The sequence below is a fragment of the Agreia sp. Leaf335 genome (assembly GCF_001423605.1).
Lineage (GTDB): Bacteria > Actinomycetota > Actinomycetes > Actinomycetales > Microbacteriaceae > Agreia.
Map to the genome: position 1 here is coordinate 746,084 of NZ_LMOQ01000002.1, position 14,404 is coordinate 760,487.

11 protein-coding genes are annotated in these 14,404 nt (G+C 61.2%); 6 read left to right on the plus strand and 5 right to left on the minus strand.

From position 1 onward, the window contains the following. Nucleotides 1-86 precede the first annotated feature (86 nt). The 4 genes from ASF79_RS09555 (at nt 87) to ASF79_RS17865 (ending at nt 5,540) form a co-directional block, all read left to right on the plus strand. Nucleotides 87-353, plus strand: coding sequence for a DUF6504 family protein (locus ASF79_RS09555; protein ID WP_156366199.1), 267 nt, complete (start codon nt 87-89; stop codon nt 351-353). Beyond that, nucleotides 350-3,685, plus strand: coding sequence for a DNA polymerase III subunit alpha (locus ASF79_RS09560; protein WP_055854148.1), 3,336 nt, complete (start codon nt 350-352; stop codon nt 3,683-3,685). The genes ASF79_RS09555 and ASF79_RS09560 overlap by 4 nt, the downstream gene beginning before the upstream one ends. 346 nt (nt 3,686-4,031) lie before the next feature. Then, on the plus strand, nt 4,032-4,793 hold the full coding sequence (locus tag ASF79_RS09565) for a DUF4238 domain-containing protein (RefSeq protein ID WP_055854151.1): 762 nt from the start codon (nt 4,032-4,034) through the stop codon (nt 4,791-4,793). A 39-nt stretch (nt 4,794-4,832) separates the two neighbouring features. After that, nucleotides 4,833-5,540, plus strand: a complete 708-nt coding sequence (locus ASF79_RS17865; protein ID WP_442853859.1) for a DUF6611 family protein — start codon at nt 4,833-4,835, stop codon at nt 5,538-5,540. A 57-nt stretch (nt 5,541-5,597) separates the two neighbouring features. Here ASF79_RS17865 and ASF79_RS09570 read toward each other — a convergent pair whose 3' ends face one another. Then, nucleotides 5,598-6,350, minus strand: coding sequence for a hypothetical protein (locus tag ASF79_RS09570; RefSeq protein ID WP_055854154.1), 753 nt, complete (start codon nt 6,348-6,350; stop codon nt 5,598-5,600). A gap of 788 nt (nt 6,351-7,138) precedes the next feature. Further along, entirely contained in the window at nt 7,139-7,447 is a 309-nt protein-coding gene (locus ASF79_RS09575; protein ID WP_055854157.1) for a hypothetical protein, read from the minus strand. A gap of 395 nt (nt 7,448-7,842) precedes the next feature. On the opposite strand from ASF79_RS09575, the gene ASF79_RS09580 reads away from it, so the two are divergent. Continuing rightward, nucleotides 7,843-10,824, plus strand: coding sequence for an AAA family ATPase (locus ASF79_RS09580; RefSeq protein ID WP_055854160.1), 2,982 nt, complete (start codon nt 7,843-7,845; stop codon nt 10,822-10,824). A gap of 383 nt (nt 10,825-11,207) precedes the next feature. Here ASF79_RS09580 and ASF79_RS09585 read toward each other — a convergent pair whose 3' ends face one another. Together ASF79_RS09585 and ASF79_RS17330 are read right to left on the minus strand one after the other, a co-directional pair. Then, nucleotides 11,208-12,017, minus strand: coding sequence for a DUF4435 domain-containing protein (locus ASF79_RS09585; protein WP_055854163.1), 810 nt, complete (start codon nt 12,015-12,017; stop codon nt 11,208-11,210). After that, a complete protein-coding gene (locus tag ASF79_RS17330) occupies nt 12,010-12,969 on the minus strand; it encodes an AAA family ATPase (RefSeq protein ID WP_162239080.1) in 960 nt (319 codons plus the stop codon). Before ASF79_RS17330 ends, ASF79_RS09585 begins: the two co-directional genes overlap by 8 nt. Before the next feature lie 51 nt (nt 12,970-13,020). On the opposite strand from ASF79_RS17330, the gene ASF79_RS17480 reads away from it, so the two are divergent. Continuing rightward, nucleotides 13,021-13,239, plus strand: coding sequence for a hypothetical protein (locus ASF79_RS17480; protein WP_055854166.1), 219 nt, complete (start codon nt 13,021-13,023; stop codon nt 13,237-13,239). A gap of 880 nt (nt 13,240-14,119) precedes the next feature. Here the strand turns inward: ASF79_RS17480 and ASF79_RS09600 are convergent. After that, entirely contained in the window at nt 14,120-14,317 is a 198-nt protein-coding gene (locus ASF79_RS09600) for a helix-turn-helix domain-containing protein (RefSeq protein WP_055854168.1), read from the minus strand. Nucleotides 14,318-14,404: the final 87 nt, after the last annotated feature.

Below are 14,404 nucleotides of genomic sequence, written 5' to 3' on the forward strand. Positions count from 1 at the left end.
GACACGCCGTTCCAGATTGTAGTGTCGGAGGTCCTGACCTAGATTCGAACACACGTTCGAATAAAGGCGGTGGCGTGGTGGCGTTGGTGACTGTAGCGACGACCGGTGACGGCACCCCAGCGTCGCTGGTCTGGGACGGCGAGACATTCGTGGTGATCCGCAAACCCCAGCGGTGGATCGACCGCAACGCCTGGTGGGCGGGGCCAGTTCGCGCACCGCGAGGCTCTTCGGGAGGTTTGCTCGAGCGCCTGGTATATCGGGTCGAAGTGCAGAGTCCAGATGGCGCGATCTTGCTGGTCGACGTCTGCCACGGCGAGGGCGGTTGGGCGCTCGACCAGGTCTCGGGACGGTGACGTTCACGCATTTGCACGTGGCGTCGTCGTTCTCTGTTCACCATGGCACCCGTGGCCCCGCAGAGCTTGTGGAGCGCGCTGCAGAGACTGGCGCACGGTCTGCGGCAATCACGGATCGGGACGGTCTCTACGGGGCGGTCCGGCACATCCGGCAGTGCATTGAGTCAGCCGTAAACCCGATTGTGGGTGTCGAGCTGCAGCTCGACGACGCGACGACGGACACCCGCCCGTCGAGCGTCACGGTGCTCGCTCATGGGCACAACGACGGGGCCGGCTGGGCTGGTCTGTCGCGGCTGATCAGTGCCGCCCACTCCCCCAGGCGAGGCCGGCGCATCCTGTCGGGCACGGCTAATAGGGCGGCCGCGATCCCTGCTAGCCGTCTGCCGTCGTTCGTCTTCTCCGACGGACGCCCTGTCGCGACAGTCATGATCGGTGCCGACTCCGACGTCGGACGCGCCGTCGCCGCCCCTGACAAGACCGCGGCGTGGTCGAAGCTGCAGGCATGGAAGCGTCTACTCCCGGGCGCTGTTGTCGTGGAGGTGGTGTGCCATTTCACGACGCCTGGGCACCCGCGCAGCGTCGAGCACGCGGCCGCGATGCTCGAGCTCGCCGATGCCGCCCACGTGCCAGCCGTGCTGACGAACGAAGTTCGTTACGGGGTTCCCGATGACGCGCTCACCGGGGATGTGCTCGACGCGGCGGGGCGCTTGCAACCGCTCGGGGCCTTCACTCCGCAACCGAACGGGCAGGCGTGGCTGAAACCTGAGTCCAAGATGCGCGCGATCGCGAAGGAGATCATGGAGTTCTCCACGCTCGACAGCCATGCCGGCAGAGACCTCCTGACGGCCACCGATGCGCTTGCTGAACGTTGCGTGCTGGATCCGGTGTCGGATGTGGCGTGGCAGAAGCCGAAGGTGCCGGAGCTCACGGCGCTCGACATCACCGGGGATCCCGCTGAGGTTCTGTGGAGGAAGTGTCTGGCCGCCATCCCGGAGCGCTACCCGCACGCCCGCGACACCGCGCTCGAGGTGGTGCATGGCCGGTTAGCGGACGAGATGAAGAACATCATCGCGTTCGGGTTCTCGAGCTACTTCCTGACCGTCTCCGACGTGTCAGAGATGATGCACCGGATGCGGATCCGCAACCAGGCTCGCGGCAGCGGTGCCGGCAGCCTGGTCGTGTATCTGTTGCGGATCTCAAACGTCGACCCGCTCGAGCACGATCTTCTGTTCGAACGGTTCCTCGGCAACAAACGCTCAACCCTGCCCGATATCGACATCGATGTGGAATCCGCCCGCCGCCACGACGTGTACCGGGCAATTTTCGACCGGTACGGCGACCACCGCGTCACACTCTTGTCGATGCAGAACACGTACCGGGCTCGAGGGGCAGCGCGCGACGCCGGACTCGCGCTGGGTCTCGACGAGCAGCAGATCGACTTCATCGCGAACAACATCTGGCGCTTCGAAGCCCGAGACTTCCGGGCCGTTCTCGACGAGAAACCCGAGCTGCAGGAGATCGCCGCGCTCGTACGCAACGATTCGCGAATGGATTTGCTCGTCGACGTCGTTGGTCGACTCGATCGACTCCCTCGCCACATCTCGCAGCACCCCTGCGGTGTGATCCTCGGCGACAGCAACCTTCTCAGTTACACCCCGACCCAACCGAGCGGTATCGGCCTGGCCATGAGCCAATTCGACAAAGACGACATCGACGACGTCGGCTTCCTGAAACTCGACGTCCTCGGCGTCCGCATGCAATCGACCCTCGCCTACGCCGTACGCGAGATCGAAAGAGTCAACGGGCCAGACGCCGCGGCCGCCGGCGGACTCCCCGTCGACGCGCCTTATGTGAGCCCGGGCGGGATCGTGAAGCTCGACGCGATCCCGCACGACGACGAACCGACGTTCGAAGCGATCCGCACCGCCCACACCCTGGGCATGTTCCAGATCGAGAGCCCCGGCCAGCGCGAGCTCATCGGCAAGATGCAGCCCGACTGCTACGAAGACCTCATCGCCGACATCTCCCTGTTCCGGCCCGGGCCGATGAAAGGGAACATGGTCGCCCCGTTCATCGACACCAAACACGGGTTCCAGGATCCCGACTACCTGCACCCCAGCTTCAAACCGTTCCTCAAAGAAACATTCGGCGTCGTGCTCTACCACGAGCACATTCTCCGGATTTTTCATGCCTGCATGGGGATCTCGCTCGCCGAGGCGGACGAGCTACGCCGGGTCATGGAGAAGAAAGCCGAGGGCATCGAAGAGTACTTCCGGCAGAAGACTCGAGCGAACGTCGACGAGCGCGGCCGGCGCCGCTTCACAGACGCCGACGTGAACCGGATCTGGAAAGTGCTGGCCGGGTTCGCAAGCTACGGCTTCTGCAAAGCCCACGGTGCCGCGTTCGCACTCCCGACCTATCAAAGCGCGTGGCTGAAGACGCATTACCCGGTCGAGTTCCTCGCCGGCGTCTTCGAGCACGACCCCGGCATGTACGAACGCCGCCTCCTCATGGCCGAAGCCAGGCGCATGGGGGTCCCAATTCTGCCGCTCGACGTCAACGCGTCCACCGACGAATACCTCGTCGAGCACACACAGGACGGCACCAAAGGGATCCGCTACTCCCTGACCGACGTGCACGGCATCACCCAACCCGAGAAGGACCGCATCCTCGCCGGCCAGCCCTACGACAGCGTCGTCAACTTCTACACTCGTGCCACACCCTCGAGGCGACTCCTGATCAGCCTTGCAACCGTCGGCGCGCTCGACACCCTCAGTGGCAGTGCGAGCCGCGGCGACGTGATCGCGTATGCCCGCCAACTCACGGCCACGCGCAAGCCAAAGGCGGGCGAACATGAGAACCAGCTCGAGCTGTACGCCGTCGACGACGTTCCGGTCGGCCACGCGGAGCCAACCGCGCAGGAACGGATCGGCGCGGAACTCGACATCCTCTCGACCGAACTCAACGAGCACCTCATCGAGGGCTACCGGCCGCTGCTCGACTCCCTCGGCGTCACCCCTGCCGCTGACCTGGTGTCCCTGCCCAACAAGACCGAGGTGATCGTCGCCGGGGTACGAGTCGCTACTCAGACTCCACCGATGCGCAGCGGCAAACGAGTGGTGTTCATCAGCCTCGATGACGGCACGGGATGCTCGGATGCGACGTTCTTCGACGAGGCCCAGGAGCGTTCCGGGCAACTCCTGTTTGGCACTCGGCTCCTTCTGATTCGTGGGCGGACCCGCAGAACCGGAGCTCGAGGCGTTAGCCTCCAGGCCGAAGAAGCCTTCGACCTAAAGGAAGCGTGGTCAACGTTCACCTCCGTCGCTGAGTGAGGTTGCGAGGGGCCAGGCCGACCAGCAAAACCTCGAATCGACGCCTTCACCCTACGGAGGTCGTGCTTTGGTGCAGCACCATGCCATGTTCGAGTGGCAGCATCCGACGACGCTGCACACTAGGTCTGTGGACACGCCATCTCAACCAGGTGTCGTCTGGTACCTCGTATCGCCTGCGCGATCAGCGGACTCGAGAGTGCTGCGAAAGAAGTCGCGGCGCCTCGGCTTGACATCGACGAGGCCGACGCCAAAGTCCACGTAGTGTCCTTCAGGGGCGGGCCACCAAGGGATCACTAAACATTGCAGATCACTGCTCAAATACGCACGCAGGCCATAGGCTGCGCGCATGGGCGGAGAAAAGGTGCGCCGCGCGCACATGTTGACCAAGGCATACATCCGTGCGTGGGCTGACGAGCGTAACCGGGTGGATGTCATTGATGTGGACCGCAACTTCGGCTATCCCTCGTCAGTGAACAACGCAACGGTTCGGAGTTTCGCGTACGACCCGAACATCATGACCCACGATCTCGAGCAGGAATACTCCGTGATCGAGAGCAACGGGTTGCGGGCCATCGTCAGGCTCCGTGGCGAAGACCCAACTTTGGACGACAAGACCGTGGCTGCCATGATCGCGTTCCTCGACATGCACCTCAACCGTGGCCGCTACGCGGACCAAATGGAAGTCCGAACGCCAGCCCTTCTGTTAAAGACGGACGGGACGATCAAAGGTGTGGAGCTCAATGCCGCAGACCGTCTCTTACTTTCTCATTCGCTGGAGGACGTTATCCGCCTGAAGGCGTTCGATCTCGAATCGTGGGAATGGCGAATTTATCCAGGTGAATTCATTACCGGCGATGGTGCTGTCCTGCTCTTTCACGAAACCGAGGGTGCGGACTTGTGTACAGTCGCGTACCCGCTTTCGCCGACACAGCTCCTCCTGATCGGCAAGCCCTTCGACCGTCCGGTGGCTCTTAATCCACTTATTGCGGGCAAGAGTCGTCGTTGGCTTGTTGGCCGTCCGGGAACGCTACGGAAGGGCGCCCTCCTGCCCGCCCGCGACGGCAAGGTTCCACCGATGGGTGCCCACGGGCCTGCTTCAGAGAGCTGAACAATCGAGCGCCTCAAAGTGACAGCGGAAACACACCTCATGGCCGATGTCCGTGGCGTCTCGTGGACGCCCCACAAGCGCCGACTTGACCACAAGGTCAGGCGGCTTGTTATAGCCAAAGCATATTTCCGCCTCACAACCGCAAGGAGGGCGCTGGCGAGTCTGGCGGAGGGCCCTGGAGTAACATTAGGCCGTGAATACCGGCCAGATTCTCGAGAGTTGCGGTACACCGTGATCAGGCGTTTCGGTTCGCGTTCTAAGACGTGGGGCATCCTCAGCATAACTCTGGTCGGACTGTTAAATCCCGTCCGAGCTTCTTACGTTCTCGTAGTGTTGCCCCCAGGCACAACGTCCCTGGAAGGTGCCGCCGTTTCCAGATACCTCGTTTGGAAGTCCCTCGGGCTTACTGTTTGGGTACCCGCATCCACTGTCCTTGGCTTTGGCTTGATGGCCCCAACCACATCCGCTTCGCCTGTCCTTTGCCTTGTGGGACTACTTGCGGCGTCCGTATCGACAGGGCTGGCATTTGCAGGAATCCTCAGAGGCCGAGCGCTCCCTCTCCTCCGGTCGTCAGCGGTTATCCCGGTTGACGGAAAGACGCGTCGAGATCTCAAGCAGGAATCATCCAAGTGGCTCGTCACGTACTTAGAAGATCTTTCGCGAGATATGCACGAGTCGAAGGCATCGAACGTCAACGAGGAACTTTTGTGGATCACGTTGTGGACGATGGCTCGAGAAGGGCTTTAACGGTCACACGGGCGGACCAGTGCATGACTGCACATAGTCCGCCCGCGGAGGCTGGTGTTAAACGAATTCGCAGTATCGACCCATGACGGCGGCACCGCTTTTCACCGTCAACGAGAACGTTGTATTGGAGTTGGAGCCGGCCTCCACTTCGATGGTTCCCTGTTCGGGGACATACACGTCGCCCGACTCAGCCAAAACGGTGCCCGTCACGCAGCCACTGGACGGCTTTCCGAGCACAATGTTTCGCGTGTACCCCAACTGGTAGTTGTCGTTGTACCACGAACCGATAACGGTACCGCTGCCCATGTTATTCAGGCAGGCCTCGCCCACGTCGGCCCGGCCACATGCTTTGGCCAAGGCTTCGAAGGTCGGGCTCGACGAAGGCATACGGCTTGATGATGGCAGCGCGACAGCATTGGCCGTGGGAACGATGACAGAGGACCTGGTCGCCCTCGGAATACCATCAGCCCCAGTCACCATGGAGAGGTTAGTGTCGACAACGTCATAGCCGTACTGACCGTATACGGCATCCCATGGTGTGGACTCCCAGTAGGCCAGGAGTTCTTCGGACTGCGTTTGGAATTCCGTCGTACCTTCGACAGCAGTCAGAGCCGGCTCGGGGCTTGTGGCAGCGAAGTCTGTGACTTCAGCGGCGTAAGCGCTCATGGACTCTTTGAGAATCGGCGCGCTGCCCTCATCAGCATTCGCGGCAATCCCGGGAATGAATACGAGCGCCACTCCAGTCGCCAGGGTGACCGCAAGGGCCGGGAGGAGACGCGACTTACGCGCCGTCGAGTTGAGCTTGGTCATTTTTCTCTCCTAATTGCATCAACTTCGATGCGCCATATTCGATAACGTCCAGTAGCAGAACACCCCTCGAAAGGGGCACATTTCAGGTATACCCCCACAAATGGGTCACATATCGAACCTCACAGGAGTCCGTGATCAACCTGTGTGGTAAAAGCCACCCATCACGAGTGAGTCGGGAGTATGATCCGTGCGCCAGGCCCGCGTCACCTGTAACGGGGTGAACGAGTGTTGATGACGCACCGCTCGCAAGTACTCCGCGGAGCCTCCCAGAGGGTGCATATGCTGGACTGCGGATGTCGACATCAAGCAAAAGCTGCACGTCGAGCACGATCTGTCCCGGAACAGCACGCGGAGCGCAGCCCGAGGAGCCGGTTCTGTAAGTCAAGTCAGCCGTCGTCAGTCGATAAGTTTTCGCCGCGGGCCCTTGTTCCCACGGACGACTGTGGATCACACCGGATGCCTTGGACCGTCCCTTTGTGTCCACGCCCGCGTTTGGCCGCTTGATTCCATGATCATGTCCGGGATACCGCCTCGAGTTACGCCCTCAGTGTGGGGATGCGACAACCGCAGAGAGTCCGTAGCACCCGCGGACGCTCCGAGCATGTGACGCTTATCCCATGGGAGGATCGGGAGTCAGCGGGCCGCCCTCATCGTCTTTCGCCTTCGTAGGGCTCCCTGCGCCTTCGAGAGAAGCCTCACGGGCAAGTAACTTAGCCATCGCGTCGGGAGGGGCCACTTGGAACGCCGGCTGCTTGGAATCAGGCAGATACAGGTAAAACGGCCAGTGATCATCCGCATTGCATGCTCTGCACGTCGATGATTCCCATCGGGTCGAGCTTTTTCCCGTTGAGATTGCTCACTCCTTCACGGTTCGCCATTGCGTTGCGCCACCCGTTCAGTAAGCCCAGGATCCTGCCCTGGGCCGCGTCCTCCACAGCCTCGTCGGCATGGCGTTGAAGGTACTGGCCAGTTCGAGCGGCCAGGATCGCCTCCCTGACCTGCTGGCCGATCTCGCTCATGCACGAGAGCGTACTGGCTTCGCGGTTCTCCTTAGGCGCTTCTAGACGATCGGCATCCGAAACGTCCTTGCCGGCCATGCAGGCTCCGCGATCGCGTCGAGTTCGAAGCGCTTAGTCGCTCAGATCGGCTCGGTTCCAGCCACGAAGCTTCAGCCGTCCTTCCGAACAGGAAAAAGTCCAACGGAGTGGCAGCGCATGATGAGTAAAAAAGGGCACGAGCAATCGAGAAGGGTCGGACCGGTAATGAATAGGAGTGGAGACGGGGTGGTAGTACAGAGGAGGGAGATACAGATATGGAGTTGAAGATGCACGTATGCTCTATCTCCGACAGAGGTAAGCTAACTGCCATGCGAGGCGGGGTGCGGGTGTGGCGGAGAGGCTCTGGGAGCCGCGGTGTGGGGTCCGCTGTCGCCTATGCATTCGAGGGCACCTGTGACGCGTCACAGGCCCATGCGCACACTGCGCATGAGGCTGTGGAGTCTGCTGCTCACTATGCCGGCGACACGGTGACCAGGTGGACGGTCGAGGATGGGCAGATCAGCGGGGACACTTTGACCGCGTCGAAGCTGCGTGCCTGGATCGATGGTCGCGACCCGCTTACGGATGAGACGCGTGGTCGGGCCGACATGTCGGAGAAGGCGAACCTGATTTTCGATTCCACGATCAACACTCCGAAGTCGTTCTCGATCGCGGCGATGCTGAACCCGGAGCTGGCACTCGAGTTCAGTCGCCTGCAGGACCGGCTGCGTGACCGTGTTGTCGTGAAGTGGCAGACGGAGCTCAACGCTCGCCGCGGTGCCGGGTCCAAGGTGATGGAGTCGCTGGCGCGGGTGGAGGTCGTCGAGCTGAACCATGAGCGGTCACGTTCTCTGGATCCGCACTCTCATCGGCACCTGTGGCTCAACGCCAAGGTGCAGGGCGCGGACGGCAAGTGGTCGAATGTTGACTCTGCGGTGATGATGAAGTTCCAGCCCATCGTGAACGGTGAGGGTGAGCTGGCCGCTCGCACGGATCCCGAGTGGATCGCGGCGCTCAACAAGAACGGTCTGACGCTCAACGCTCAGGGCGAGATCACCGAGTTGGCTCATCTGGTCCGGCCCATGAGCCGCCGGTCAAACCAGATCGAGGCGAACCGCTCAGCGCGCGAGGCCGAGTGGCGGGCGCTGAATCCTGACCGTGAGCCGTCCCCGCAGGACGTCGCGGCGTTTGATGCGTGGGCGTGGGCGAAGGATCGCCCAAACAAGCCGGGCGATCTGGACGAGCTCACGTGGGCGCAGCAGGTCAGAGATGAGATTGCCGGTCTGGATCCGCGCCTCGGTGAGCGGCTCAAAGATGGGCGGCTCACGCCCATGATGAGTGAGCGGGTGACCGTGGCCGATCTTGATCGTGACCGTCTGGCCGCTCAGGCGGTCGCCTGGGCGGACGCCCGGTCGGCCCGCTCAAATGACCGGTTCAGCCTGTTCGACCTTCGAGCGGGAGCGGCCTACATGGTCGCCGCGTCCGGTGTGGTCGCTGAGCGCTCAACCCTGGACGAGCTGCTCGAGGATGTGACCGAGCGAGCCGTGGGCGCTCACACGATCAGCTTGTCGGACGCCGAGTATGTGCCCGCTCATGTGAAGTCGCTCCGCTCAACCGCGACCGTGCAGGTCAAGCTCGACCTCGAGGCCGAGCTTGCCGAGTTGGCCGTCGATGGCCCCGAGGTTCCGGTCGATGTCGTGGGAGCGATCGCCGCCGAGGTGAGCGAGAACCCGCTGGACGCCGGTCAGCTCAAAGCGGCGCAGCTCATCGCGGGTAAGGCCGGTCTGGTGACCGTGACCGGTCCTGCGGGAACGGGCAAGACCACCATCCTCCAGGTCGTGAAGCGGTCACTCGACGAGCAGGGCCGGCGGCTGCTGGTCGTCGCTCCGTCGAAGAAGGCGGCCAACGTGGCCCGTAAAGCGATCGGTGGTGACTCTTCGAGCGTTCACGCTCTGATCCGTGCGTACGGGTGGCGGTGGGAGACCACCCCGGAGGGCGAGCAGTGGACGAAGCTGAACCCCGGCGACACCGAGCCGACCACCGGGTCGATCTACCGTGGCGTCCCGGAAGAGTTCGTGCTGCGCCCGGGCGACCGGATCGTGGTCGACGAGGCCGGGATGATGGACCTCTACACCGCGCGTGCCGTCGCCCAGGTTGCTGCGTCCACGGGTGCCGGTATCGCCATGGTCGGTGACCATCTCCAGCTGAACCCGGTCGGTCACTCGGGCGCAATGGCCCTCGCTCACCGCCTTGCACCGGCGACCGCTGAACTGTCTGCCGTTCACCGGTTCCGCACGGCCGCCGGTAACTCGGATGTGGAGTACGCGGCGCTCTCGCTGCGTCTGCGTGACCCGAAGGATCTTGTCGACGCGACCGACGTGGTCGACGAGCTCGCCGAGCGCAGCCTCATCGTGCGAGTGGACGATGATCGGGACGCCCGCGACACTCTGATCGACCGGTGGTTCACCGCTCACGGTCTCGGGCAGTCGATCGCGATCACGACGTCGACCAACGAAGAGGCCCAGGCGATCAACGACGAGATCCAGCGCCTCCGTATCGAGCGCGGCCAGCTCGAACAAGGTCGGTCGGCGCTTGGCCAGCACGACCAGCGCCTCATGATCGGTGACCGGATCCAGACCAGGAAGAACGATCGTGAAGCCGGCGTGGCCAACCGCGACGACTGGACGGTCCTCTCCGTCAAGCGTGACGGATCCGTTCGGGCCATGCGAGAGGGCGAACTGGGCAACGAGGTCGTCACGCTCGACGCCGAGTACCTGGCAGACTCCGCGCACCTGGCGTACGCGTCGACCGCTCACGGAATTCAGGGCACGACGGTCGACGTCGCGATCACCGGGCCGGGCGTGACCGGGGCCGGTCTCTACGTTGGTATGACTCGAGGCAAGCGTGCCAACGAGGTCGTCGTCGCCGCCTCGAGCGACGAGAAAGCTCGCGTGGAGCTCGCTGAGGCGATCGTCCGTGGGCGCATTGAGAACACGCTCGAGGAGTCGAAAGTGGCAGTTGAGCACGAGGTGTCCGTGGCCGCGAAACCCGCCGACCGCATGGTTGCCCCCTGGACCGATCGTCTTGCCCGGCCGTTCGGTCACGAGCGAGACCTGGCCGGAAAGATCGCAACCACCGAGGCGAGCCTGGCCAAGAATCTACGCGTCGCCGATCGCTTGGCTGGATCCGATGATCCCGAGGACCAAAGCATTAACCGGTCGGCGATCGCCAACATCGAAGCCCGCGAATCCTTGCTTGAGCGCCTTCGCCTCGAAGTAGCTCTCCGCGGCCAGCTCCCTGTCGAACTGCTGTCAGCTGAGACTGCAGAACGGGAAGCATTCAGGGTTCAACGACGGGCCGAAAGGCGCGCGGCATCCGCTCCACAACCGACCTACGATCCGACCAAGGACAACAATCCGACCTTCGGCAAGGCCTAGTCAACAGCACAACCAAAGCTCAGCTACCTTCGTCTCGCCAATAGGTCGGCCTGCCGGGCCAAGTCACTGATATCGCTGGCCTGAGCGGTTCATGCCGGATGCCTCCCTCTCCCGGCCAGTCGCGTTGGACTTAGTCGTGAAGAAGTACCGAACCATTGAAACGCCCGTTTCGTCTCGAAAATGTGGAGCCTTCCCAGGAGGAGGGCTTTCCTGCGGTCCTACCCTTTCGACCCCTTTGATAGACCGGGAAAGAGTTTCCGGATATGAACGCTGGATGGCAGTGTCCTGCGCCGGCTTGATCGCGCGGTGGGTGTCGGAACACTTGAGAATCGCACGTGGCACGAGACAGAGGACGACGACCTCGATTGTCTGTGACGCCGCACCTATGGGATAGGGATGAGTCGATCACACAATTTAGTGAGCCAATCGCTCTTCGAAAGAGCGAGACCAGCGCTGCTGTGCAGCTGTCCAGTAAGGACGGACTCTGTCGCAGCAGCCGACGGTAGCGAACCAGCTATGCGTCGGAGAGACGCCCCAGCGAGCGCAACCACATCCTTACCTCGCGGCCCATGAAGGTCGGGCAAATCCTCGGCAGCAATTTCGAGCATACGATCTATCGCGATAGAGACCCGGCTCTTAGATAAGAGAGCTGCGCAATAGGACCTGGTTTGAAACTCCAGACTTGCGAGCACCACTTTTGATCCAAGGTCGACCTCATCGAAGATCAGGCCGTATTCCTCCTGAGCGTTGCGATGCCGAAGCGATGCCGCAGGTACCGCGAGACCCTCCAACCGTTCGACCAATGCATCTGGCCCTCCAAGATTCGAGAGTTTTTCGCTAGAGCCTTGGTGCTGTAAGACGAGCGCAAGTACTCCCAAACCGATGAGCATGCTTTCAAGGTCACGACGGTCATACGGATATACATGCGCAGACAATTCTTCTGTCGAGTCGAAGTCGCGATCGATGACCGTCATGAATTGCATCTTCCAACTCTCGAGCGAGTCCGTCGCCCTCAACGCATTGACTTTGCCGTCTGCGGCAAAGATGGAGACGTTAGGGAGATGCAGCTCGAGTATCTGTTGGTCGTCAGGGCCCTCGACCAGAAGAATTGGCTCCTTCACTACTTGAAGATGCTGACGAATGCGGTCCTCAACACGGTCGAGCTCTCGCAGAGTCTCTTGAGAATTACTCATCGAATTCGTCGAGTTCTTCGTCGACTTCGCTTAAGGCATCCTGGCCTGCACTCAATTCGAAGGACAGTTCTTCGGTGAGATCCCAGTTCCCGTTTATGATTCCTGCAGAATGAGTAGCCATGATGACCTGTAGGTTGCTGATTTCTGCAACACGGGTAATGTCCGCCAAGAAGGCGTGCTTCCAAGCGGCGTGAAGCGATATTTCTGGCTCGTCGATAAGCACTAGTGACCCCGGTGATGCTGAAAAAAGTAGAAGGGTGAAGAGTGCCACCAAATGCTGTTCACCCGACGATAAATCGGCAACGCGGATTCGCTTACCGGCGAAAGTCCGGAACTCTAGGTCTCCTCGCGACGACATAGCTGTCTTCTTCCTTGAAGGCGCAAGTTTGGAGTCGAGGATCTCCCTTAGTGTCTGGATCTTCTCATTAAGCGGCATGAGGGGCTCTAACCGCTTGTCCCAGTCGCTAAGAAATACGTGAAGGATTCGGCGGACAGTGGGGGTGGTCTTCGAAGGGAATTCCAATGGCGCATCGCCGACTGCAAGCGAATTCCGCGCCAGGGTTTCATATCGCTGCACCGTTTGGTCATATCGCTTGTGAAGGTCGTCTTCCTTTACCGTCTCTCGTGCCGCCTCAAGTGCGCGCGCTGCGAAGCTCAGGTCTGCGCTCTGCGTCGCCTGGATTGAGCTCCGTCGAGCCTCCGTGACTTCACCGCGAAGCTGTGCCGTGTACTCACTAATCCGGGATACGGCGCTCGGCCTATCGGCTCTAGAGCCCCCTGCATAGTCGCCGTCCGGACTTTCAGGTCCTACAACATCAAGACGTTTTGTATCAATGAAAACTGGATACGGGGGCGAGCAAATATCCATTACCTCGGGGCTCAAGTCGCGGGCCTCCGCTGGGAGACGATCAAAAAGCGCTCCATAGCGACGCTCGACAAAGGATCTGGACATGAACCTATTGGAACGACTGTCGAACCACCTGTCGGGCCCTACTTTCCGCACGTGGCCCGGCAAATCTGGAGAAAGCGCTTCCAAAAGATCTCGGTCGAGCACGAGTGGAAAGCCAACCTTCTTGCCATCTCGTTCGACAGAAAGCCCTACGGCTACATCACCATCCTCGTCGACCGATCGACTCGCCGCCAGGTGACGTCCATCAGCGAGGGCAATCCGGATTTCGGAGTACTGAGTGAACAGCAAGACGCGAACGTCCAAGGCAAGTAAACCGCGAAGAAGCGAAAGAAGATGCGTCTTACCAGCACCGTTGGGTCCTGTAATGATGGTCGGTCCAGCCGGCCGAATATCGACTTGGTGATCCACTGCGCCGAATAGGCCACTGACCTCGAGTTTTACGATCCGCATTCCAAGTTCCCCCATTTGTCCATAATCGTAGGGGCACATCAGCGCGCTCTCAGACCCTTTTTGACACACGACGTTTCAAATCGGGAATCTTGCTCTACGCAGACTCACCAGGATCGTAGGAGGTGCTGCACCTCATACCTCGCAGAATCTCCTGAACAATGGCGGTTTTGATTCTCAGTTTCGGGATACCGTCGATTACAGCAACGCAGGGAGCGGAAGTGTCTCTCCGACCGAGGTTCGGCCCAACATCCAAGAGTCCCGGGATGGCGAGATTTTTGTTGACTAATCGCTCAGGTAGAGATGGGCGACTGTCTTCTCCCCCCTATCAGCGTTGCCGCCAGTGACGACCATCCGGCCCGAGGCTATGTCTCTCGCTTCGCGCTCTCGTCGCCGGGCTTGAAGAACAGCTCCCTCTCGTCGATAGCCGCGATCGCGCTCCGCCTTGTCCTCGTCTAGCCATTCTTGGATGTCGCCGAGAGTGGGTTGCCAGAACTGTCGAATATTGCTCTCGAAACGACGCTCTGCGCGTTCTCGGCGAAGGTCGGCAGCGGCTTTTAGGCGATCCACACCGTCCACACTTCCTCGACCTGGGCCCCTTACGAATCCGCGTTGGGGTTGCATTAGATAACTGTAGAGCTAACCGCAGACGCTCGATGCTAACCGGCGAGTCAACCGCCCGACAGTGACGATCTGTTCTCCGACTTGATCCACCAGCCTCCGGAGTTCGAGCCAGGGGGCTCAGCTAATGAGTTGTGGCGGAGAAAAAGGACGCCGGATCGACCCCAAGCGCCGCCGCAATATCGAAAAGCCGGTCGTACGCGAGAGGCCGTGTGCCGTGCTCGACGTAAATCAGCATGTTGCGGGTCACGCCCGACTCGATCGCAAGGGCTTCTTGAGTCAGCCCCGCCTCAACTCGAGCAAGGCGAATGGCAGCGCCCACGAGACGCCGACCCTTCTCGCGCCGCGCAAGTTGTTCTGGAGAGGCGTTGGCAGGCGAAACAGGCACTGTCCTATCCAGCCCGTAGGA